Raw genomic sequence first — 22000 nt, 5'->3', positions numbered from 1 at the left:
GTGACCGCGGGTGCACTGAGGGGGCGCTTTCGGCATGCCTCCTTCTCCCGGTGATCACCGCCGACCTAACGTCGACAACATGGGACGCGGGGACCTGGCGACGCTGGTACACATCTGCGATCTGGCGGGGCGGCCGCGCGGGACCGGGTTCGTCGCCGACGAGCTCGGCACGGTCGTGACCAGCCATGAGGCGGTCGACGGGCTGGTACGGGTGGTGCTGCACGCGCCCGGCGACCGCACCTGCCTCGCCGAGGCCGACGCCATCGTCCCCCTGCCGGAGGCCGGCCTGGCGCTGGTGCGCACCGAGGGGCTCGGGATGCGGCCGCTGCCGATCAGCGCGCGGGCGCGGGTCGAGGCGGGCACGTACGTACGGCTCGCCGCTCGCGGCTGGCGTGAGGCGCGCGTGCTCGGCGCTGCCCAGGTGACGTACACCGCGACCGATCGCTGCCATCTGGTCGGCGACGCCCTGGAGTTGGCGATCGGGACGGACGGCAGCGACGCGCTGCGGCTGGTCGGCGAGGCCGCCGGGGGACCGGTGCTCGACTCCTCGACCGGCGCGGTGCTCGCCGTCCTCGGCACCGCGCTGCAATCCGGGCACCGGGCGGCAGGGTTCGCGCTGCCGCTGCGGGCCACCGGCCGGCCGCCCGACGGGCCGCTCGCCGAGCTGCTGCGGCACAACGCGGCGACCGTCCCCGGTTACGGGCACGACCTCAACCTCGCGGCCGTGCTGAAGCTCACCGCGATCTCCGTGGGGTCGGCCGGATGGCCGGGTGCCTGGCCGGATCCGGTGGAACGACCGGACACGGTAAGGGAGTTCGCCTCCTTCACCGCCCTGGTGATGGGGCTCGTCGGCGATCCGGGAACGGGCCGCACGACCGAACTCGCCGCGCTCGCCGCCCGGCGGGCCCGCGGACCGGAACCCGCACCCACCGTGTGGCTGCGCGGCGCCGATCTGCACGCCGGCGACACCTCGGTCGCCGACGCCGTCGCGCGCACCCTCAAACAGGCCGGCCGCGTCCTCGCCGCTTCGGGCGCGCGCGGCGACATGGACCTCGTCACCCCGGAACTGGTCGCGCGCCGCGCCCGCGAGGCCGGGCGACCGCTGCTCGTGCTGCTCGACGGGCCCGAGGAGATGCCTCCCGTACTGGCCCACCGGCTCCCCGACTGGACGGCGGGGACCGTGAACTGGCTGAGTTCCTGCCGTGTGCGGATGGTCGTCGGCTGCCGGCCCGAGCACTGGGAGCGGGCCGGGGCGCTGTATCCGCCGGATGTATTGCACCGGCCCGCCACGCCCGCGCACCGGCTGCCGCCCGCCCTGCACATCGCCGCACTGTCCGTCGGCGAGGCGGAGCGCGCTCGGGAGCGGTACGGGCTCCCGGCCGGGGCGGTCGCCGCCGCGGACGAACGGCATCCGCTCGCGCTGCGGATGCTCGCGGAGGTACGGGAGGCGCTGCCCGGCGAGGTGCTGGGGCGGCCTTCCCGCGAGGACATCTTCACCGCGCATCTGGACATGCTGTGCCTGCGGATCGCGGTCCGCGTCGCCGCGGCCTCCCGGCCGCCTCTGCGAGGTTCCGCCGTGCGCAGGCTGGCGGCGAAGGTGGCGGGCCAGGTCCACGAGGCGGCGCGGCGCTGTCTGGGGCCCGGGCAGGGGCTGGACCGTGAGTCCTTCGAGGAGATCTTCCCGTGGGGAACCGGGTGGGCATCCGCAGTGCTCACCGAGGGCCTGCTGGTCCCGGCGGGCGCCGGCTACCGCTTCGCGCACGAGGAGTTCGCCGACTGGGTCCAGGGCGCGCACCTGGACCTCGATGCGGCGCTCCACTCCCTGGTCCACCGCTGGCACGCGCGGGAGCTGGTGGGGCTGCCTTCGCGGCCGGGGACGAGCGGGCGGGGGAGCGGCCATGTGCCGTCACCGCCGGGCCCGGGGGAGCCAGAACCGCGCTCGCTGCCGGTTCCGCGGCATCGCATCGGCCCGGTGGTGCAGGCCCTACTGCTTCTCGACCGGGTGCGCGGCCCCGGGCAACTGGCCTGCAGGCTGGAGAAGTTGGTCGAAGCGCTGGACAGGCTGGATGACCCCGGTTGCGAGGCGGGCGCGCGGCTCGACGACGCCCGGTGGTGGGGAGCCCATCTGCTGGGGGAGGCGCTGCTGCGGGTGCCCGATGCCGGGGCGTACCTCCCGGTGCTGCGGCTGCTCGCGGAACGGGTCACCCGGCGCTGCGTACGTGAAGGCGGGCCCCGACACCTGGGCGGGCTCGGCGAGTTCGGGCCGTGGTTCTGGGAGCGGCTGCGGGTGACCGAGGCCCAGCGGCTCGATCTGCTGCGACGGCTCGTGCCCGCGGACCCGGTGCCGGGGCATCGCACGGAGCCGCGCTATCTGGATTCCGTCGTCGCGCGGCTCGCCGCCGAGCCCAGCACCGTACAGCCGATGCTCTGCCGCTGGTTCACCGACGGCACGCCGCTTCCCGTCGGCCCCGACGCCGAGGTCCGGCCCACCGTGGCCGCCGCCGCGCAGGCCCTGCTCTACGCCCGCCGCGGCCTCGCCATCGACGACCTCACCGAGGCCCTCGTCGCGACCGCCCACCCCCGCGCCGACGAGCTGCTGGCCGCGCTCGCCGATGAGGAGCCGTCCGCCCTGTGCCGGGCCGTCGACCGCTGGGCGCTCGACCCGCGGCCCGAGCGGCGGGTCGCGGCCGCCGCCTACGGACTTGCCACCGTCGCCCGGGTCACCACCGACGCCGACCGCGAGCTGCTCAGGTACGCCGCCCTCGCCCTGCTCGCCAAGCCCGCCGACACCGCCCTGCACGGCTCTGCCCTCGCCCTCCTGGTCCACGATCCGGACACCCGGTCCCGCTATCTGGCCAGGGCGCTCGAGGCGTTCGAGGCCAGCGACCCGGGGCTGCCCGCGAGCGCGCTGGCCGCCGCGCTCACCACACACCCCGAGCCCGTCCTGGCCGCCTTCCGGGCGCGGCTGCACCAGCCCGGGGACGGCGCGGGGGAAGTGCTGCGCGCCCTCGCCGAGGTCACCACCCCCGCGTCGGCCCGCCGTGCCGCCGCCCTCGTAGGCGAGTACATCGACCAGCGGCCCGAAGGCGCGGCCCACGCCGCCGCTTACGTCGACCGCCGCCTGGAACACGGCCCGGCCGCCCGCGCCATCCTGTTCCCGCTGGTCACTGGCCTGCTGCGGGGCCGGCCCGGCCGGGTCCGGATGGCGCTCGTGCCCGTCCTCGCGGCACCGGGCAGCCGGGCCTCGCGGCCGCTGCGGGCCGAGCTCCTCGACGTACTGCTGGACTACGAGCAATACGCGACACGTGACCTCGCCGTCCTCGACGCCCTGCTGCGGGCCGCCGCACACGGCTGCGCGACCCGGCCCGAAGCCCGCACCCGCGAGCTCGTCCACCGCACCGGCCTGCTCCTTGTCCGCACCCCCGAGGGCGCGTCCTGCTTCGACCGGCGGCTCGTCGAGCTGGCCCGCGAGGTACCCGGCTTCGCCGCGCTCGTCGCGGGGTGGCTGGACCGGGCCCCGCAGGAGTGGGCAGCGGTGGTCGGCCCGAGCGCGCGCCGGATGGTCGAGACCCTCGGCAGCCCGGTGCCGATGCGAACCGACAGTCGCGGGCATGGCAGTCTTAGACCTGCGTAACCGGCAATGGCGTACACAGGTTCGGGCGAGGAGCGGTCACAGTGCAGCGCTGGCGTGGCTTGGAGGACATCCCCCAGGACTGGGGACGCAGCGTCGTCACGATCGGCTCCTACGACGGGGTCCACCGTGGACACCAGCTGATCATCGGGCGGACGGTGGAGCGGGCGCGCGAGCTCGGGGTGCCGTCGGTCGTCGTGACCTTCGACCCGCACCCGAGCGAGGTCGTCCGCCCCGGCAGCCATCCGCCGCTGCTCGCGCCGCACCACCGGCGCGCCGAGCTGATGGCGGAGCTGGGCGTGGACGCGGTGCTGATCCTTCCCTTCACGAGCGAGTTCTCGAAGCTGTCGCCCGCGGACTTCATCGTGAAGGTCCTGGTCGACAAGTTGCACGCGTGCGCGGTCATCGAGGGCCCGAACTTCCGCTTCGGCCACAAGGCTGCGGGGAATGTCGCGTTCCTGGCCGAGCTGGGCGCGACGTACGACTACGAGGTCGAGGTCGTCGACCTCTTCGTGAGCGGCGCGGCGGGCGGCGGCGAGCCCTTCTCCTCGACCCTGACCCGCCGCCTGATCGCCGCCGGCGACGTCGAGGGCGCGGCGGAGATCCTGGGCCGCCCGCACCGCGTCGAGGGTGTGGTGGTGCGGGGCGCGCAGCGCGGCCGTGAGCTGGGCTACCCGACGGCGAACGTGGAAACGCTGCCGCACACGGCGATCCCGGCGGACGGGGTGTACGCGGGGTGGCTGACGGCGGCGGGCGAGAGGATGCCGGCGGCGATCTCGGTGGGCACGAACCCGCAGTTCGACGGTACGGAGCGGACGGTGGAGGCGTACGCGATCGACCGGGTGGGGCTGGATCTGTACGGGCTGCATGTGGCGGTGGACTTCTTGGCGTATGTGCGGGGGCAGGAGAAGTTCGACTCGATCGAGGCGTTGCTGGACGCGATTGCGGCGGACGTCAAGAAGTGCCGCGAGTTGACGTCGGCGGACCAGGGCTGACCGGGCCGGGACGCGGGTCTTTGCCGGGCGGTTCTGGGAAAAGCAACCGCACCCCGGATCCTCTTCACGCCCAGTGGCACGCCACCCCCGCCCCACCCAGCACCCCCATCTCCTCCGACCGGCACCTGTCCGCCACCCCCGCCCTCTCCGCCTCGCCCGACGCCAGCACCTGGCAGCGCGCGTGGAAGCGGCAGCCCCCCGGGATGCGGGACGGGTCCGGGGGCTCGCCCGTCAGCACCACCGGGGGGATCGCCGAGTCCGGGAGGACGGACAGCAGCGCCTGGGTGTAGGGGTGTTGGGGACTCGTCAGCACGTCCTCGACGGTGCCGGACTCCACGATCCGGCCCAGGTACATCACCGCCACCCGGTCCGCGATGTTCCACGCGAGCCCCAGATCGTGCGTCACCACCAGCGCGGACAGGCCCAGCTCGTCCCGCAGGCGCAGCAGCAGTGCGAGGATCTCGCCGCGTACGGACGCGTCCAGTGAGGCCACCGGCTCGTCCGCGACGATCAGTTCGGGTTCCAGGACCAGCGCCCCGGCGATGACGACGCGCTGGCGCTGGCCGCCCGAGAGCTCGTGCGGGTAGCGCAGGAAGAAGCGCTCCGGCGGCCGCAGCCCGGCCCGCGAGAGCGCCTCGGCCACGGCAGGGCGTTCGTCCCCGGTGTACCCGTGGATCCGCAGGCCCTCGGCCACCGCGTCGTACACCGTGTGCCGCGGGTTCAGCGAGCCGCTCGGGTCCTGGAGGACCAGCTGGACGCGCTTGCGGTACGACTTCAGCGCGCGGGACGTGTACGACAACGGCGCACCGCCGAAGGTGACCGCGCCGGACGTCGGCGGCACCAGGCCCAGCAGTGAGCGCGCCAGCGTCGTCTTTCCGCAGCCGGACTCGCCGACCAGGGCGACGATCTCGCCCGCGCCGATGTCGAAGTCGACACCGTCGACGGCACGGGCGGCCGGCCCGCCGCGCCGCCCGGGGAAGGTGACGTGCAGACCGGTGGCCGAGAGCAGGGGAGTGGTGGTCATGACTGGCTCCTGGGTACGGCCCCGGCGACGCCGTGAACCGGGCTGGGGGACAGCGGAGTTCGGGACGGGCATGTCACAGTGGCACCGCCCCCACGTGGACGCATGCCGCCCGGTGCCCCTCACCGGCCGACGAGAGCACCTGGTCCTCCCGCGCGCACGCGTCCAGCGCGACCGGGCAGCGCGGGTGGAACGTACAGCCGCTCGGCAGCGCCGACGGGTCGGGCGGGTCGCCCGGCAGGCCGCGCGGAGCCCGGCGCGAGGCGATGTCGCCGACGCGTGGGAAGGCCGCGGACAGGGCGCGCCCGTACGGATGCTCCGCCGCGCTGTACACCGCCTGCGCCGGGCCCTCCTCGACGACCCGGCCCGCGTACATCACCGCGAGCCGGTCGCAGGTGTCGGCGAGCACCGCCAGATCGTGGCTGATCATCAGAAGGCTGATGTCCTGCTCGTCCACCAGCTGCTCGATCAGCCGCAGGATCTGTGCCTGGATCATCACATCGAGCGCGGTGGTCGGCTCATCCGCCACGATGAGCCGAGGGTCGCAGGCGAGCGCCATCGCGATCATGACGCGCTGGCGCTGGCCCCCGGACAGCTCGTGCGGATACGCGTCCGCGCGGGACACGGGCAGCCCCACGTGCTGAAGCAGTTCGGCGACCCGCTTCTTCGCCGCCGCCGGCGTGGTCTTGTGGTGCAGCAGGATCGGCTCGGCGATCTGTTCGCCGACCCGGTGCACCGCGTTGAGCGAGTGCATCGCGCCCTGGAAGACGATCGACGCGCCCGCCCACCGCACGGCCCGCAGCCGCCCCCACTTCATGGTGAGGACGTCCTCCCCGTCGAGGAGGATCTCGCCGGAAAGCTTGGCGGAAGAGGGGAGAAGGCGGAGGAGGGCAAGGGCCAGGGTGGACTTGCCGCAGCCCGACTCGCCCGCGATTCCCAGCTTCTGCCCGGCGGCCACGCTCAGGTCCACACCGCGTACGGCCGGGACGGACCGCGCCCCCGAACCGTACGTCACCCGCAGGTTCTTGACTTCGAGCAGGCTCAACGAGCCACCCCCAGCTTCGGGTTGAGCACGGCCTCGATCGCCCGGCCGCACAGCGTGAACGCCAGCGCCACCAGAGCGATGGCGATCCCGGGCGGCGCCAGGTACCACCAGTGGCCGGAGGAGACCGCGCCCGCCTCCCGCGCGTCCTGGAGCATGCCGCCCCAGGAGACGATCGTCGGATCGCCGAGGCCGAGGAACGCGAGCGTCGCCTCCGTCAGGATCGCAGTGGAGATGCCGAGCGTCGTCTGGGCGAGGACCAGCGGCATGACGTTGGGCAGCACATGGCGGGTCATGATGTGGCTGTGGCCGCCGCCGAGCGCCTTGGCGCGCTCGATGTACGGACGCGACTCGACCGCGATCGTCTGCGCCCGCACCAGCCGGGCCGTGGTCGGCCAGCTGGTGACGCCGATCGCCAGGATCACCGTCCAGATGCTCCGGGACATCACGGTCGCGAGCACGATCGCCAGCACCAGCGTCGGCATCACCAGGAACCAGTCCGTGATCCGCATGATGACGGTCGAGAACCAGCCGCCGTAGTGACCGGCGATGATACCGACGAGGGTCCCGATGGCCACCGACAGCGCGGCAGCCAGCAGTCCGACGGTGAGCGAGATCCGCGCGCCCCACACCAGCAGCCCGAGCAGCGAGCGCCCGAACTGGTCGGTGCCGAGCGGGAATTCGCCGCTCGGCGACTCCAACGCCGTGCCCGGTGCGTTCGTCACGCTCTGCACATCGCCGCCGACGAGCAGCGGCGCGGCGAGCGCGATCAGAGCGATGAGCGCGAGCGCGCCGATGCCGAAGAGGCCCGCCCGGTGTGTGCGGTACGAGCGCCAGAAGCGGGCCACGGAATCGCGGCGGCGCGCCCAGGCGAGGGAGCGCGCGGTCTGAGTGGCACGTGCGGTCTTCGGGACCGGCGTGATCGTCATCGGCCCACCCGGGGATCGAGCAGCGGATAAAGGAGGTCGGCGAGGAGATTCATCAGGATCATCGCGCCGGCGAAGACCACGAAGAGCCCCTGCACCAACGGCAGATCGGGCACGCTCAGCGCCTGGTAGAAGAGCCCGCCCAGGCCCGGCCAGGAGAACACCGTCTCGACGAGGATCGAACCGGCCGCCACATGGCCCAGATTGATGAAGACCATCGTCACGGTGGGCAGCAGCGCATTGGGCACGGCATGCCGACGGCGTATGGCATCGTCCCGCAGCCCCTTCGCCCGCGCCGTCGTCAGATAGTCGCTGCCCATCTCGTCCAGCAGCGACGAGCGCATCACCAGCAGCGTCTGGGCATACCCGACCGCGACCAGCGTGATGACCGGAAGCACCATGTGGTGCGCGACATCGCCGACGTACGCGAAGCCGGTCTTGTCGCCCGACTCCATGCCGCCCGTCGGGAACAGACCGGGGATCGGGCCGACGCCCACCGAGAAGGTGATGATCAGCAGCAGGCCGAGCCAGAACGACGGCACGGACCACAGGGTCAGCGCCACACCCGTATTGAGCTTGTCGCCGAGGCTGCCGTGCCGCCAGGCGGAGCGGGTGCCGAGCCAGAGCCCGATCGTCGAGTAGATCACCACGGCGACCCCGGTGAGCAGGAGCGTCGCGGGCAGCTTCTGCGAGATCAGCTCGCCGACGGGCGCGTGGAACTGGTACGACGTACCGAGATCGCCCGTCAGCGCCTTGCCGCAGTAGTCGGTGAACTGCTGCCACATCGGCTGGTCGAGACCGAACTGGCGGCGCAGCGAAGCCAGTTGCTCGGCCGACGTCGGCATGCCGTGCGTCATGGCCTTGACCGGGTCGCCGGGGATGATCCGGAAGAGGAAGAAGCTGGTGACGAGCACGGCGAGCAGCGAGATCGCCGCGCCGCCCAGTTTGCCCGCCACATAGAGGAGATAGGCGCGTGCGCTGCCGCTCGCGGCGCGGGCCTCGGGAGCCCGCACCACGGCGGCGGTGCCGGTCGTGCTTGTGGTGCTCATCGACTATTCACGGTCTTCCGCGGTGGTACGTCGGCGCATCGCGACGAAGAGCCCGATGGCGGCGGCGAGGACGACAACCGCGCCGATGCCGATCACGACACCCGTCGAGGAGCCGCTGTCGGAGCTGCCGTCGCCCGCGGCCGGCTCGGCCGACCACCAGCTCCAGTAGCCGTCCTGGCCCCAGAGATTGCCCGCGGCCTCCGGCATCGTCTTGATGGACTTGATCTGGTCGGTACGGTACGCCTCGACGGCGTTCGGATACGCGATGACATTCATGTATCCGGTGTCGTACAGGCGAGATTGCATCTGCTTGACGAGTCCGCTCCGCTTGGCCGCGTCGTACTCCGCGGTCTGCTGCGTGTACAGCTCGTCGAAGGGCTTGTCACAGATGAAGTTGTCGGTCGCGCCGGTGTCCTTGGGCGTGGCCGGGAGCGCGGCGCAGGTGTGGATGGACAGGACGAAGTCCGGGTCCGGGTTGACCGACCAGCCGTCGAAGGCCAGGTCGTAGTCGCCCTTGACCCAGGGGTCGGAAACATTGTCGAGACAGTCGACCTTGAGCCCGATGCCGAGCTCGCCCCACCACTCCTGCAGATACTTGCCGATCGCCTTGTCATTGGGGTCGGTGGCGTGACAGAGGATGCGCAGATCGAGGGCCTTGCCGTCCTTGCCGACGCGCCTGCCGCTGCCGTTCTTCTTGTAGCCGGCCTGGTCGAGGAGGGCGGCGGCCTTCGCCGGGTCGTACGCGATCTTCTGGCTCGCCCCGGGCTTCCAGAAGTACGAGTCGAAGCGCGGCGGGATGTAGCCCTCGCCCTCGACGGCGTGGCCCTGGAAGACCTTGTCGACGATGGTCTTGCGGTCGGTGGCGTGGAACAGCGCCTTGCGCACGGCCGGGTCGAGCAGGGCCTTGTGGCCGCTGCCGAACGCCTTGCCGTCCTTGGACCTCGCGCCCGGATTGGTGGCGAGAGCGAAGAAGCGGCGGCCCGGAGCGTCGTTGACCTTGATGTTCTCGGCGCTCTTCAGAGCCGTGGCCTGGGCGGGGGTCAGGCCCTGGACGAAGGAGACCTCGCCCTTCTGCAGCGCCGCGACGGCCGCGTCACCGTCCTTGTAGTACTTGAGCACCAGCTCGTCGAACTTGGGCGCGCCGCGCCAGAAGTCCTTGTTGGGCTTGAGCTTGACGAACTGGTCGACCTTGAAGTCGGTGATGACGAACGGTCCGTTGCCGACGATCGGGAACTGCTTGTCGTTGTTGAACTTCGAGAAGTCGCCGACCTTCTCCCAGACGTGCTTGGGCACGATCGGCACATCCAGCGCCGTCATGGTGGCCTGAGGCTTTTTCAGCTCTATGACCAGCGTCTCGGGGTCCGGGGCTGTGACCTTCTTGAAGTTGGCGGTGAAGCTGCCGTTGGCGGTGGCGGCGTTCTCATCCGTCATCATCTTGTTGAAGGTCCAGGCGGCGTCCTCGGCGGTTGCCTGCTTCCCGTCGGACCACTTGGAGTTCTTCCGGATGGTGTATGTCCACGTCAGCTTGTCCGGCGACGTCTTCCACTCGGTGGCCAGGCCCGGGACCGTGTGAGCGTCCTTGACGTCGTAATTCGTCAGGTACTCATAGGCCAGTCGGTGGATGGTGGTGCTGACCAGCTTCTGCGCCAGGAACGGGCTGAGGGAGTCCACGCTCTGTGAGACGGCGACGGTGAGGACCTTCTTGCCGCCGTCGTCCTTGCCTTCGTCGGCGGCCTGGGCCGAGGGGGTTGCTGTTCCGGCCACCAGTGCGGCGGCGGCGCCGGAGGCCAGAAGCAGTCGGATGCGGGCTGGAACCTTTGTGACCATAGGACGGGGACCTCGCGTCATCACTCGCTCGGAGAAGGCAGGTTGAGCTCTGGTTCGCCAATTGGTGAAGCGAGGTTTATCAGCGGCGGTCGATTGCGTCAACGGGCCGTCAAACCCCGTGTGGGCTGCGGGAATACGCTGAGGGCCCGCACCGTGGAGACGGTGCGGGCCCTCATTGGTTCAGACCTCTGTCGCGCTACTGCTGAGGGGCTGGCGGCGCCTGCGGAGGCTGCTGCTGCGGCCATCCGGCAGGTGGTACGGGCCCTTGCAACTCGGGTTGTCCGGGGCCACCCGGCTGGCCCTGCTGACCGGGGTGACCCGGCTGCCCCGGCTGGCCGGGCGGTGGTCCGGCCGGGCTCCCGGGGGACTGGGCCTGGGAGGGCAACGACTGCTGCCAGCCCTGCGGCGGGTACGGCTGGTGGGGCGGCTGGCCTCCGTACGGCTGCTGCGGCTGACCCTGCGGCGGGTAGGGCTGCTGCGGGGGCTGCGGCTGCTGAGGTACGTAGGGCTGACCGGGCATCGGCTGGCCCGGCATCTGCTGCCCTGGCATCTGCTGCTGGCCCGGCATCGGCGGGGGCAGGTGCGGCGGCGGGTTGCCGTCCGCCGTCCACAGCCCCTGCTGCTGCTGAGCCCGTACGAAGTCCTCGGCGATCAGCACGGAGAGATTGAAGTACGCCTCACGGGTCTTCGGCCGCATCATGTCCAGGTCGACCTCGGCGCCCGCCGACAGGTGCTCGTCGAAGGGCACCACGATCACACCGCGGCAGCGCGTCTGGAAGTGCTGCACAATGTCGTCGACCTTGATCATCTTGCCGGTCTCGCGCACCCCGGAGATGACCGTGAGGGAACGCTGCACCAGCTCGGCATACCCGTGCGCGGACAGCCAGTCGAGCGTCGTCGACGCGCTGCTCGCACCGTCCACGGAGGGCGTCGAAATAATGATCAACTGGTCGGCCAGATCCAGCACTCCACGCATCGCGCTGTAGAGCAGCCCCGTGCCGGAGTCGGTGAGGATGATCGGGTACTGCTTGCCCAGTACGTCGATCGCGCGCCGGTAGTCCTCGTCGTTGAAGGTCGTGGAGACCGCCGGGTCCACGTCGTTGGCGATGATCTCCAGACCGGAGGGCGCCTGCGAGGTGAACCGGCGGATGTCCATGTACGAGTTGAGGTACGGGATCGCCTGCACCAGGTCGCGGATGGTGGCCCCGGTCTCACGGCGCACCCGGCGGCCGAGCGTGCCGGCGTCAGGGTTGGCGTCGATCGCCAGGATCTTGTCCTGCCGCTCGGTGGCCAGCGTCGAGCCCAGCGCGGTGGTCGTCGTGGTCTTGCCGACGCCGCCCTTGAGGCTGATGACCGCGATCCGGTAGCAGGACAGCACCGGCGTACGGATCAGGTCCAGCTTGCGCTGCCGCTCGGCCTCCTCCTTCTTGCCCCCGAGCTTGAAGCGGGCGGCGCTGGAGGGGTTGCGGCTGCTCTTGGCCTTCTGCTTGTTGTTGCGCAGGAGGCGGTCGGACGAGAGCTCGACTGCCGCGGTGTATCCGAGCGGGGCACCCGGCACGGAACGCTCGCGCTGGTCGTGCGTCACCGGTGTGGGCCAGCCGGCACCGGTGCGCGGGTCTGTGGGACCGACCGGAGTCTGGGGATGGGGCGGGCCCTGGGGGCCCTGGGGGTGCGCCTGCGGGTGGGACTGCTGCGCGGGCAGATGAGGCGTGGCGGGCGCCGGCAGGTTGGGCGTCTGCGGCGGCAGCGGTACGGGCGCGTTCGCGCCGGGGTGCTGGCCCGGCTGCCCTGGCTGCCCCGGCTGGGGGAAGCCGTAACCGGTCTGTGGTGCCTGGGTGTTGGGGTCCGGTACGGCGGGCGGCAGGGGTGCGGCGGGTGCGGGGTGCCCCGGCTGACCGGGCTGCGGGAAGCCGTAACCGCCCTGCTGGGCGGCGGGGTGCCCCGGCTGCCCCGGCTGGGGGAAGCCGTAACCGGTCTGTGGTGCCTGGGTGTTGGGGTCCGGTACGGCGGGCGGCAGGGGTGCGGCGGGTGCGGGGTGCCCCGGCTGTCCCGGTTGCGGGAAGCCGTAACCGCCCTGCTGGGCGACGGGGTGCCCCGGCTGGCCGGGTTGCGGGAAGCCGTAACCGCCCTGCTGCTGAGGTGTGGGCGTCTGCCAGGCGGGCGCGGTCTGGGGGCCGCCCTGCACCGGCTGCTGCGGCTGCGGTGGGGCGGACTGGTCCGCGGACTGCGGCGACACGGGCCATTGCGGCGCGGACGGCGGCGCGGCGGGCTGGAAGGCGGGCGGCAGCGGCGGCAGTGGGGCGCTCTGCCCATGCCCCTGTCCATGCGTGGGCGGTGTCGGGGACCAGGGCTGAGCAGGTGCGGGCGCGGGCGGAGTGTCCTGGGGCACGGAGTCGGCGGGCTCGTCGGCCGTCACCTCTCCCGCGCCCTGCGGGGCGCTCTCGTCGCGCGGCTCGGCGTCGCCGCCGTCGGAGTCCTGGGCCTCGGAGTCCCGCGCCTCGGAGTCCTGGACCTCCCCGTCCGGTACGTCCGAGGAGTCTTCGGGACCGTCGGTGTCCGCGGGCTCTGCGGCATCGTCGGCGGAGTCCTCGGCCGAGGACTCGGCGACCTCGTCCGGCCCGGCCGCGACCGGGGGCTCGGGATCGCCGGAAGCCTCAGCGGTGCTCTCGTCGGCCTCCTTGGCAGCCGCCCGGTCCTCCATCTCGCGCTTCAGCGCGGCGGGGGAGAAACGCATGGTCGCCCCGCTCTCCACATCGCCGCCCCCGAAGGGCTGCGGCGCGGGCTCGGCGGCCGCCTCGGCAACCGGAGCCGGAGCCTGAACGGGAGCCGCAGGAGGCGTCTGCACAGGAGCAGGAGCAGGAGCAGGAGCAGGAGCAGGAGCAGGAGGCGTCTGCACAGGAGCTGGCGCAGGAGCAGGCGCTGGGACGGGCGAAGGCGCAGGCGTCGGCGCAGGCGCCTGAACCTGTGCCGGAGGAGGCGTCGGCGCAGGCGCCCAGTTGGGCTCGAAACCGCTGCCCGCGGGCAGCCCCGGCACGGCCACCGGCGCCCCGTTCGGCGGAGGCGGAGGCGGCGTGTGCCCCTGCTGGCCCGAGCCCCCGCCCGAGGTGTCGCCCGACGCGTTCTGCGTGTACCAGGCCGGCGGGGTGTAGTCGATGGTGAACTCACCCGTCAGCTCGGCGGGATCCGCGTCGGACTGATCATCGACGGGAATGTTCCAGCCCCCGTGGATCTCGTCCCGATCGCCGTTCACTTTGCCTCCTGGTGTGGTCGAGCACCCGTGTGCCGTGGTGGGTGGGGGCGACCTCTTCGTCCGATCGGCCCGGCTCTCCCCCTAGGGACGCCGTCAACACGCCCGCAGGTTCTTCTGCCGCGCCCTGTCCCACCCTAATCGTCAACAATGCCGGACCGGCAGGGCCGACAGCCCGTCGGCTGCTGTCCCGTACGTCACGCCCCGCCCCCAAGTGATCCGGGTGGGGTGCACTGCAAGGAAGCCGACGGGTCAAAACCGTACAACTGCGTACGTACGGAAGGGCCCCCGGCCCTGTCAGTCCATCCGGCGGGCGCTGCCCAACAATCCGGTCTCGGCATCCGTGGCCTGTGTCATGACGAACTGCCGGTCCCGAGCCGTGCACCAAAGTGTGACACCGTCCGCGAGCGTGGACAGCGCCTCCGTCTCGGGCCGCGGAAGATGCATGATGCGCCCGATCTGCGCGGCCTCGTCGGGCGAGACGCGCTGGATGCCCACCAGACCGGAGGCGGCCACATCCCGCGGCCCCGCTTCAGCCATCAGCTGCCGTCGAGTTGCGCTGCGGCGGACCGCCCCAACTCGTGCAGTGAAATGCGCTGCTGTCCGCCGCCCGGGACCTTCCTAGCCGTTCGGCGCTCTCAGCGCAGATCGAATTCCCCGTCACGCGCACCGAGTACAAACGCCCGCCACTCGGCTTCGGTGTATCGCAGCACGGTCTCCGGATCCAGGGACGATCGCATGGCTACGGCCCCACCCGGCAGATGTGCGATCTCCACCCGCTCCTCGTCCTCACTCGTGCCGGGGGCGCTGAGCCACTCGACGCCAGAGATGTCGAGGGCGTACAGCTCTTCCTTCTCCTGTGCGCTCCCCATCAGTCAAGCTTCCCTTCGGTGCGGCCGAGATGAAATGCTCTACGCGCCAAGAAGCGTCGCGTAGTTGGACGCAACTCAGCGTCACTACGAGCATCCTAAGGCAGCTCTTTCCCGACCAACGGCGGAACTCAGTCCATCCGCCGAGCCACGCCCAGCAAGCCGGACTCCGCGTCTGTGGCACTCGTCATCACCCAGTGGCGCTCACGTCCTGCGCACCAGAGGGTGACACCGTCCGCGAGAGTCGGCAGTGCTTCGATCTCGGCCTGCGACAGTGCCAGGATCCGGCCTATCTGCTCCGCCTCCCGCGGTGAGACCCGCTGGATGCCCACCAGCGTGGAGTCCCGCATCAACCGGGGCGCCACCGGACTCAGATACGGCAGCAGCGTCAGTACCGACTGCCACGGTGACGACACGACGCGCCCTCGCGGTGGCCGCATGCCGCAGTCACGTACCACCACCACCGGACTGCCCACTGTCGCGCCCATCGGCGGAACGCGCCCCACGTCGTGGAGCGTGATGCAGTCAAGGCCTGCACCCGCGGCCTGCGCCAGGAGGGTCCACTCCTGGGCACGTCCGGTTTCGACCGTCACCCGCGCGCCCGTGCCCGCCGCACGCAGAGCCAGCACCTGAGCTGTCCAGAGGCCGCCGATCAGCAGTACGTCGTACGGTGTCGAACGGTGGAACCCCACCATCTGCGGGCGACCCTCAGCGTCCTCACCGATCACCACGCCGTCGTCCCCCACCGGCAGGGACAGCGCGCCCAGATGGTCCGCGGACATGGTGTGCCCTGCGTGGCGCGGACCGAGCAACCCCCGCAGTCCGCGCGCCGATCCGGTCGTCCCGGCCATCACCGCGCACCTCCCAACGGCAGCGTCGCAAGTACGCCCGGCAGTTGTTCACGGTCCAGTCGCACCAGACCAACTTTCGCCGACCGCGCGGCATGCTCCAATGCCCGCCGTACCCCGACCAGTTCGGTGTCGGTGCCGCCGGTGATGCGTACGTGGCCGCCCACGGTCATCGCTCCCTGGTGTGAGCCGCGCCGCATGGTGAGGCTGAAAGTGGTCGCGTACGCCGGGACCGCGGTGAGCAGTGCCACCAGTCTGGGGAGCGGAGACGCCCCGCGTCCCAACTCGGGCCAGCGGCCCACCGCATACGTGGTGTGCCAGCGGTCGTCGCACCGCCACACGCGTGCTGTCTCGGCGGTACGCCGCTGCGGTGCGGCATCCGGCCGGCCCGCGCGGGCCGACAGCCTCGGGCTGGCGCAGGCCGAAGTCGCCATGGTGGAGTTCAACTCTTCCTGATCCAGTACCACGGCCCGGAACCCGGCTCCGGTGATACGGCTCGCCACATGGTCCGCCACACGTACCAGGCAGCGCTGGGCGCCTTCGACACCGCCGCCCCGCGCCTCGACGGCTTCGCGGCACAGCTCCGGATCCAGCTTCACCGCCACCCACGTCAACCTCAGTGCGGGGGCCCCGGTCCGCTCCTGCAGCGGGGCGTACGACAGCCGGGCCACCGACTGCTGGGGCAGATGCGGGGCGGGGGCCGAGCGCACCTGCTGCACCAGCTGCACGGACTCCAGCACGATGTCGTCCACCTCAAGGGCACCGCCGAGGAGGGACATTGGCAGTGCGCGTGCGCCGAAGGCGGGCCGCAGCGCGGCACCGCTCGCCTCCACCCTCACAACCGCGGTCAGAAAGGTGCCGTCGCCGAGCATGCCGACCGTGCGCCGATTGCGGTCGACATAGGTGAACGGCCGGAATCCGGGCATTCCCTCCGCCACCGGGCCCAGTGACGGATCGGTGTCGGGCGTGGCCGGCATGGCATTGCGGCGCCGCGACCGCAGCGCCATGGCGGTCGACAGCCAGTCCTGGATGGCGTGACCCCGGCGCCGTATGAACGCCAGGACTACGAGCGCACCCGCGACCGACAGGGTGGGCACCAGCCACAGATCGCCGAGCGCCACACCGACCAGCGCCAGCGCCAACGCACCCTCCACCAGCACGAGCTGGCGCAGCTGGAAGGGGCCGAAGCGGCTGGTCCGCGACAGAGGGCGCAGCGTGGTCTTCGCAGGGGGAGCCGTCGGGGCGTTGCTGCGTTGCCCCCGGGAAGGGGCTGGGCTCCGTCCGGAAGTCCGCCCAGTTCGCGCGCGCGTCGCAGTACCCATCGCCGCGTTGCCCCCTCGTGTCCGTAATTACCAATTTTCCACGGGCGTTGGCCGGGGCGATCACCCTACCTGAGCAGTTGGTCGTGAACCCCAGCAGGCATAGTAGGGGGCGGCATGGCGGCAGGCCGTCTCCGTGAATATGGGAACCTGGCCGTCCAGCGGGGAGAGGGACAGCGGACAGATGGCATCACGACGGGACGAACTCAACGCCTACACCTTCGCGAAGCGGAGACTGATCGCGCAGTTCGTGCAGCCGAACGCCACCGGCTCGGAGGAGGGGGCGCCGCGGCCGCTGCGCGCGGTGGTCCCTGGAGCCATCGTCGGAGTGGTGGTTCTCGCGGTGTTCGGGGCCTGGGGCATGTTCAAGCCCGTAGCGGCCAAGGGCTGGGACAAGCCCAAGGAGCACGTGATCATTGCCAGCAAGTCCACCACCAGGTATGTGGTGTTGAAGACGAAGGGCAAGGTTCAGCTCCATCCGGTGCTGAACATGTCGTCCGCCAAGCTCTTGCTCGACCCGGACAAGGGCAAGGTCATCAATGTCGACGAGTCGGTGCTCGACAGCGGCAAGATTCCGCACGGCGCGACGCTCGGCATCCCGTATGCCCCTGACCGGCTGCCCGCGGCCAAGGACGCCGGCGCCGCCAAGCGCTGGGCGGTGTGCGAGCGCCCCGGCGAAGGCGGCCGGACCATCGCGAAGGCCGCGTTCGTCTTCGCGGACCGGGAGCACAAGAAGACCGAGGGCGCGAGCCGGCTGCGCGGCGGTGACCTGATCTACGTGCGGAACTCCGACAAGGCCCGCTATGTCGTCGACGCCGGGGGAACCGCGTACGCCGTGGCCGACGACGAACTGCTGCTGCGCCAGCTGGTCGGCCAGGGCCGCGCACCGCAGCGGGTGTCCACAGCCTGGTTGGAAACCCTGCACAAGGGAGACCCCGTCTCGTTCCCCAAGATCCAGGGCATCCCCGGCGACGACGCCAACGTGCCCGGCGACCTCGAGTCCGACGCGAACCGCGTCGGCATGATCCTGAAGGCGACCGACGGAACCAGGAACCAGCAGTACGTCGTCCTGCCGGGCCGGGTGGCTCCGGTGTCGGACTTCACCGCGAAGCTGCTGCTCAGCAGCCGCGACCTGATCGGTCTCGGTCAGGCCGGCCGGGCGAAGTCCGTCAGCGCCGCGACCTTCCAGCCGGGAGCCGCATTCGGCCAGGACAAGAAGTGGCCGGCCAGCGCACCGCGGCCGGTCAACTCGGCGAGTGCCGCGGAAGGCAGCCGTAACACCGTGTGCAACGTCCTGCGCAAGGTCGACGAGGACAACGGCTCCACCACGCTCAGCACCTGGGCGGGCACCGACTTCCCCGCGGTCCTGCCGACCGGGGCCAGCAGCGCGTACGTCACACCGGGCTCGGGACTGCTCTTCCGCCAGTTCAAGGGCGCCACGACCAGCTCGGGCTTCCTGTTCCTGGTCACGGACACCGGCCTGCGCTATGCCATGCAGTCCAACAGCGACAGTGCGACGGACTCCTCCGGCATCGGTGACTCGGGCTCCAAGACGGAGCGCGAGCAACGGCAGCAGGAGGCACAGCAGGCGCAGAACAGGCTCGGATACAAGGACGTCGATCCGGTGCCGGTGCCGGCAGCCTGGTCGACCTTCCTGCCGACCGGCCCGCGTCTGTCGACCGGGGCTGCGAAGCAGCCGCAGGGTTCGTGAGGGCCGGGCAGACATGACGTACACCGATCGAAGGCGTTCCGGAAGCACGGCGTACGCCCGTGGATTCCGTCGACGCCTGTTCATGGTTGCGGGCGCAGCGGCAGTCGCCCTGGTCGGGACGCCGGTGGCACCCGCGGCCCCCGCCGTCGCCGACACGACCCAGTGCACCTTTCCGAACAAGAACTACGAGGGCCGCCCTTGGGCGTTGCAGCGGGTATTGCTCGACGAGTTGTGGAAGCAGTCCACCGGCAAGGGCGTGAAGGTCGCGGTCATCGACACCGGAGTCGACATCCGGCACCCGCAGCTCAAGGCCGCGGTGGACGTCAAGAGCGGCGTGAACCTGATCCCCAAGATTCCGAAGGACGCGAACGGTAACAAGGTCGAGCGCGGCAAGGAGGACGGCACCACGGACACAGTGGGCCACGGCACCAAGGTCGCGGGCATCATCGCCGCACACCCGGCGAAAGGCACTGGTTTCGTAGGCCTCGCCCCTGATGCCACGATCATCCCCATCCAGCAGAACGACGCGGAGGGCCGCGGCACCGCCAAGACGCTCGCCGCGGCCATCCAGCACGCGATCGACAAGGGTGCGGGTGTCATCAACATCTCCCAGGACACCGCCAACGCGGTCGAGCCGGCCCCCCAGTTGAAGGAGGCCGTGGGCCGGGCTCTTGCGAAGGACATCGTGGTCGTGGCCTCGGCGGGCAACGACGGCCTCGGGGGCAACGTCAAGAAGACGTACCCCGCGTCCTACGAGGGCGTTCTCGCGGTCGCGTCGTCGGACCGCAACAACGAACGAGCGGCCTTCTCCCAGTCGGGCGACTTCGTCGGCATCGCGGCCCCTGGAGTGGACATGGTGACGACGGTCCCGGGTGGCGGTCACTGCGCCGACAGCGGCACCAGTTTCTCCGCCCCGTACGTGGCCGGTATCGCCGCCCTGATCAAGAGCAAGCACAAGGACTGGACCCAGCGGCAGATCGTGGCCCAGATCCAGCAGACCGCGGAACGGTCGATCCCTGGCCATGACCGCCTGGTGGGCTGGGGCGTCGTCGACCCGGTGCGCGCTCTGACCGAGGACGACGAGCCGATCGAGAAGCCGGTCGCCCACGAAGGCGTGGCGAAGGCGGAGGCCCCGACCCCGGCCGAACTCCACCTCGGAGAGACGGCGGAGGAGCGCAACGCACGCCTCGCGACCTATGTCGTTGTGGGCGGTGGCGTCCTGGTCGCGGCAATTGCTGGTGGTGCGGTGGCCCTGCGCGATGCCCGGCGGCGGACGAGGCGGATCACGGGGGAGGCGCGTGGCTGAGTGATCGACCGCAATGAAACGGACATGGCGGAGAACGTTGCAACCGCATAGGCCTCTTGGGACGTCACATCTGGAGGCCGAGGGAAGTCGCGTGATGGATAAGGCACTTGGGGCTGTCATAGCCAGTGGCTAGACTGGTATTTGCGCGATCAGTGATGAGCGAGTCACCACGATCGCAACGTGTGACAGCTGGAGCAAACGGGGAGGAACGGGCATCGTGCTCGATGCAGAGGGTGGCGGGGTCGGCGCGACCGGTGGGAGTGACCTCGAGCGCGGCGTTGGCGCGCTGCAGCGATTCCAGACGCGTGTGAACAAGCTGCTGGCAGACCTCGAGGACGGGGCAGCCGGCAAGGCAAAGGTGGCCGCCCAGACGGTTCCCCGGAGTTCTTTCAGCGGCACTGGCATGACTTTCGGCGAGGCGGAGGGGTTCTTCCACCAGTACAACCGGGTCCACGCGGAGCTCGTCAAACTCTCCAAGTCCCTTGGCGATCAGATCGCGATGCTGAGTATCGCCGTGCACGGCGCGGAGGTTGGCTTCGACAACCTCGAGGAGGACCAGCGGCGGCGGTTCCATTCGATCCAGACTCGTGTCCTCCAGGAGCAGCAGGCACAGCAGGAGCGGGCGGCGCAGCAACAACAGCAGGACAAGGCGCCCGGGGAGAAGAGCGGCGAGTCCGAGCAGTCGCGTGACGATCACAAGAAGACGCGTACGAAGGACCTGGGGTGATCGCTGATGGGTGAGAAGAAGAAGGATCTGGCCCCCGAGGAGCAGCAAGCCGCGGACGCAGCACAGATCCGTACTCAGTTCGGCGCAACTGATGCTCTTGAGCGCTTCGCGCAGGTGATGGACGACATCGGCTTCGGCGCCGGCAGCGGTCCAGGCGGGTACTTCGGCACGACAAGCTTCGAAGAGGCCCCAGCTCAACGTGATGCTCGACCTCATCGAGCACTCCAACCCGGCGGACCTGGAGACTGCGGGCAAGGCGCTCACAGATGCGAAGACCGCACTCAACCAGGCTGCGAAGGAGCTTGCCGACTATGTCAGCAAGGTCGAGTGGAAGGGCGAGGCCGCCACCGAGTTCAAGCGGTTTGGAACGGCGCTTGCCGAGCACGCCTATGCGCTGGGCAGATTCGCCAACGCTGCCGGCACGCAGATGACGGTCGCGAGCACGGGCCTGACCTCGGTGATCAACTCCATGCCGCGGGAGCGTGACACTCGGCTGGTCGCGAAGAAACCCGAAGCGTTCGCGCTGACCCCGGGCAAGGAGACCAACCCGGAGTACGCCGAGGCCGTGAAGGTGGAGAAGAACCGCCAGGAGGCCATCAACCAGATGAACCGCCTGGCCTCGTTCTACGCGGTTTCCGAGTCGTCTCTGGCGGGGCAGGAAGCGCCGACGTTTCCCGGGGCGCTGAAGGCGGACGTGCCGCCGCCATCGGATAGTGGCAGTAGGAGGGGGGTCGAGTCAGGCGATACTGCATCACGCGTTGACGCTTCAGACTCCACCAGCCAGCAAACGGCGCCTCGGCGAGCGGAGACCAACGCTGCAACTGACACGTCTCGAGCTGAAGCCATCGGCACGGCTACGACCGTCCCGGACCGGAATACGTCGATGGAGATTGACAGCGTCAAGGCACCGCCGGCTCCCACCACAAGTTCTGGGGTTACTCCGCCCACCCCTGCCACCGGTCCAGTCGGCCCCGCGAGCGGTCCGGTGCCGCCGGTGGCGGGCGGCTTCGCGAACCCCGTGCGAGGCGGTGTGCCGCGGTCCACAGGTACGTCGGGAGTACCGAGGACCGGCGGCCCGAGGGCCGACGCAGTTGGACGGCCCGGCACTTCAGGAGGCAGCTCCGCGCCAACGGGGCGCGCCGGAGCTGTCGGTCGGCCGGGGGCCGCTGGAAGCAGCCAGGCTGGGGCGGGGCGGGCTGGCGCGGTTGGTCGACTGGGAACGGGCGGTGGGTCCGCCGCTACGGGGCGCGCTGGCGGCGCTGCAACTGCTGGCCGTACACCTATGGCCGGTCGGCCAGGTACGGCTGGTCAGCCCATGGCCGGGCGTGAGGGCAAAAGTGGATCTGGAGGTCCTCGGGCTGGTCGTGGAGACGGCATCGTGGGAGGTACGCCGCAGCGTTCCGCCACGGGCTCCGCCGGATCTCGTATCCCGCGGGGAACTGTCATCGGCGGTGAGGGAGCAGCCACGGGCCGTGCCTCCGC

The 22000-nt window shown here is 70.8% G+C and carries 15 protein-coding genes and 1 pseudogene; 5 read left to right on the top strand and 11 right to left on the bottom strand.

Annotated elements, in window-relative coordinates; genetic code table 11:
- The first annotated feature begins 79 nt into the window (after nt 1-79).
- Nucleotides 80-3634: a trypsin-like peptidase domain-containing protein gene (locus QFZ67_RS10270; RefSeq protein WP_307660787.1), complete on the top strand. Its 3555-nt coding sequence runs from the start codon at nt 80-82 to the stop codon at nt 3632-3634.
- 41 nt (nt 3635-3675) lie between these two features.
- On the top strand, nt 3676-4626 hold the full coding sequence (locus QFZ67_RS10265; protein ID WP_307660786.1) for a bifunctional riboflavin kinase/FAD synthetase: 951 nt from the start codon (nt 3676-3678) through the stop codon (nt 4624-4626).
- Between the two features lie 64 nt (nt 4627-4690).
- On the opposite strand, the gene QFZ67_RS10260 is transcribed toward QFZ67_RS10265, so the two are convergent.
- From QFZ67_RS10260 to eccE, 10 genes and pseudogenes are all read right to left on the bottom strand, one after another.
- Nucleotides 4691-5650: an ABC transporter ATP-binding protein gene (locus QFZ67_RS10260; RefSeq protein ID WP_307660785.1), complete on the bottom strand. Its 960-nt coding sequence runs from the start codon at nt 5648-5650 to the stop codon at nt 4691-4693.
- A gap of 73 nt (nt 5651-5723) precedes the next feature.
- Nucleotides 5724-6692, bottom strand: coding sequence for an ABC transporter ATP-binding protein (locus QFZ67_RS10255; RefSeq protein WP_307660784.1), 969 nt, complete (start codon nt 6690-6692; stop codon nt 5724-5726).
- A complete protein-coding gene (locus QFZ67_RS10250) occupies nt 6689-7618 on the bottom strand; it encodes an ABC transporter permease (protein WP_307660783.1) in 930 nt (309 codons plus the stop codon). The genes QFZ67_RS10255 and QFZ67_RS10250 overlap by 4 nt, the downstream gene beginning before the upstream one ends.
- Nucleotides 7615-8664 carry an ABC transporter permease gene (locus QFZ67_RS10245; protein WP_307660782.1) on the bottom strand — a complete coding sequence of 350 codons (1050 nt, stop codon included), beginning with the start codon at nt 8662-8664 and terminating at the stop codon, nt 7615-7617. The genes QFZ67_RS10250 and QFZ67_RS10245 overlap by 4 nt, the downstream gene beginning before the upstream one ends.
- Before the next feature lie 3 nt (nt 8665-8667).
- Nucleotides 8668-10491 carry an ABC transporter substrate-binding protein gene (locus tag QFZ67_RS10240; protein WP_307660781.1) on the bottom strand — a complete coding sequence of 608 codons (1824 nt, stop codon included), beginning with the start codon at nt 10489-10491 and terminating at the stop codon, nt 8668-8670.
- Nucleotides 10492-10687: 196 nt separating this feature from the next.
- Nucleotides 10688-13741 carry an SCO5717 family growth-regulating ATPase gene (locus tag QFZ67_RS10235; protein WP_307660780.1) on the bottom strand — a complete coding sequence of 1018 codons (3054 nt, stop codon included), beginning with the start codon at nt 13739-13741 and terminating at the stop codon, nt 10688-10690.
- A gap of 294 nt (nt 13742-14035) precedes the next feature.
- Nucleotides 14036-14245 (bottom strand): annotated as a pseudogene (locus QFZ67_RS10230) (hypothetical protein); the annotation flags it as partial.
- A 131-nt stretch (nt 14246-14376) separates the two neighbouring features.
- Nucleotides 14377-14610 carry a DUF397 domain-containing protein gene (locus tag QFZ67_RS10225; protein WP_108152923.1) on the bottom strand — a complete coding sequence of 78 codons (234 nt, stop codon included), beginning with the start codon at nt 14608-14610 and terminating at the stop codon, nt 14377-14379.
- A gap of 128 nt (nt 14611-14738) precedes the next feature.
- The gene (locus QFZ67_RS10220) at nt 14739-15458 is read right to left on the bottom strand and encodes a hypothetical protein (protein ID WP_307660779.1); all 720 of its coding nucleotides are present in this window, start codon (nt 15456-15458) and stop codon (nt 14739-14741) included.
- On the bottom strand, nt 15458-16777 hold the full coding sequence (gene eccE, locus QFZ67_RS10215) for a type VII secretion protein EccE (RefSeq protein ID WP_307660778.1): 1320 nt from the start codon (nt 16775-16777) through the stop codon (nt 15458-15460). The genes QFZ67_RS10220 and eccE overlap by 1 nt, the downstream gene beginning before the upstream one ends.
- Before the next feature lie 181 nt (nt 16778-16958).
- Between eccE and eccB the strand changes: the two genes are divergently transcribed.
- The 3 genes from eccB (at nt 16959) to QFZ67_RS10200 (ending at nt 20518) form a co-directional block, all read left to right on the top strand.
- Nucleotides 16959-18485, top strand: coding sequence for a type VII secretion protein EccB (gene eccB, locus QFZ67_RS10210; RefSeq protein WP_307660777.1), 1527 nt, complete (start codon nt 16959-16961; stop codon nt 18483-18485).
- 82 nt (nt 18486-18567) lie between these two features.
- Nucleotides 18568-19791: a type VII secretion-associated serine protease mycosin gene (mycP, locus tag QFZ67_RS10205; RefSeq protein ID WP_307665790.1), complete on the top strand. Its 1224-nt coding sequence runs from the start codon at nt 18568-18570 to the stop codon at nt 19789-19791.
- A 217-nt stretch (nt 19792-20008) separates the two neighbouring features.
- Nucleotides 20009-20518: a hypothetical protein gene (locus tag QFZ67_RS10200; protein WP_307660776.1), complete on the top strand. Its 510-nt coding sequence runs from the start codon at nt 20009-20011 to the stop codon at nt 20516-20518.
- Between the two features lie 387 nt (nt 20519-20905).
- Here the strand turns inward: QFZ67_RS10200 and QFZ67_RS10195 are convergent, their stop codons facing one another.
- Nucleotides 20906-21115, bottom strand: a complete 210-nt coding sequence (locus QFZ67_RS10195) for a hypothetical protein (RefSeq protein ID WP_307660775.1) — start codon at nt 21113-21115, stop codon at nt 20906-20908.
- Nucleotides 21116-22000: the final 885 nt, after the last annotated feature.

Origin of the sequence: Streptomyces sp. V1I1 (assembly GCF_030817355.1) — a bacterium.
Classification (GTDB): domain Bacteria; phylum Actinomycetota; class Actinomycetes; order Streptomycetales; family Streptomycetaceae; genus Streptomyces.
Note: the sequence above shows the minus strand (reverse complement) of the source record. Positions and strands in the feature narration are given on the sequence as shown.

Bases quoted from the DNA above. Each gene is read 5' to 3' on its own strand.
- QFZ67_RS10250 (WP_307660783.1), bottom strand. From the start codon at position 7,618: ATGACGATCACGCCGGTCCCGAAGACCGCACGTGCCACTCAGACCGCG.
- QFZ67_RS10240 (WP_307660781.1), bottom strand. From the start codon at position 10,491: ATGGTCACAAAGGTTCCAGCCCGCATCCGACTGCTTCTGGCCTCCGGC.
- eccE (WP_307660778.1), bottom strand. From the start codon at position 16,777: ATGGGTACTGCGACGCGCGCGCGAACTGGGCGGACTTCCGGACGGAGC.
- mycP (WP_307665790.1), top strand. From the start codon at position 18,568: ATGGTTGCGGGCGCAGCGGCAGTCGCCCTGGTCGGGACGCCGGTGGCA.
- QFZ67_RS10195 (WP_307660775.1), bottom strand. From the start codon at position 21,115: ATGGCCTCCTGGCGGTTCTTCTCCACCTTCACGGCCTCGGCGTACTCC.
- QFZ67_RS10260 (WP_307660785.1), bottom strand. From the start codon at position 5,650: ATGACCACCACTCCCCTGCTCTCGGCCACCGGTCTGCACGTCACCTTC.
- QFZ67_RS10270 (WP_307660787.1), top strand. From the start codon at position 80: ATGGGACGCGGGGACCTGGCGACGCTGGTACACATCTGCGATCTGGCG.
- QFZ67_RS10245 (WP_307660782.1), bottom strand. From the start codon at position 8,664: ATGAGCACCACAAGCACGACCGGCACCGCCGCCGTGGTGCGGGCTCCC.
- QFZ67_RS10220 (WP_307660779.1), bottom strand. From the start codon at position 15,458: ATGGCCGGGACGACCGGATCGGCGCGCGGACTGCGGGGGTTGCTCGGT.
- QFZ67_RS10225 (WP_108152923.1), bottom strand. From the start codon at position 14,610: ATGGGGAGCGCACAGGAGAAGGAAGAGCTGTACGCCCTCGACATCTCT.
- eccB (WP_307660777.1), top strand. From the start codon at position 16,959: ATGGCATCACGACGGGACGAACTCAACGCCTACACCTTCGCGAAGCGG.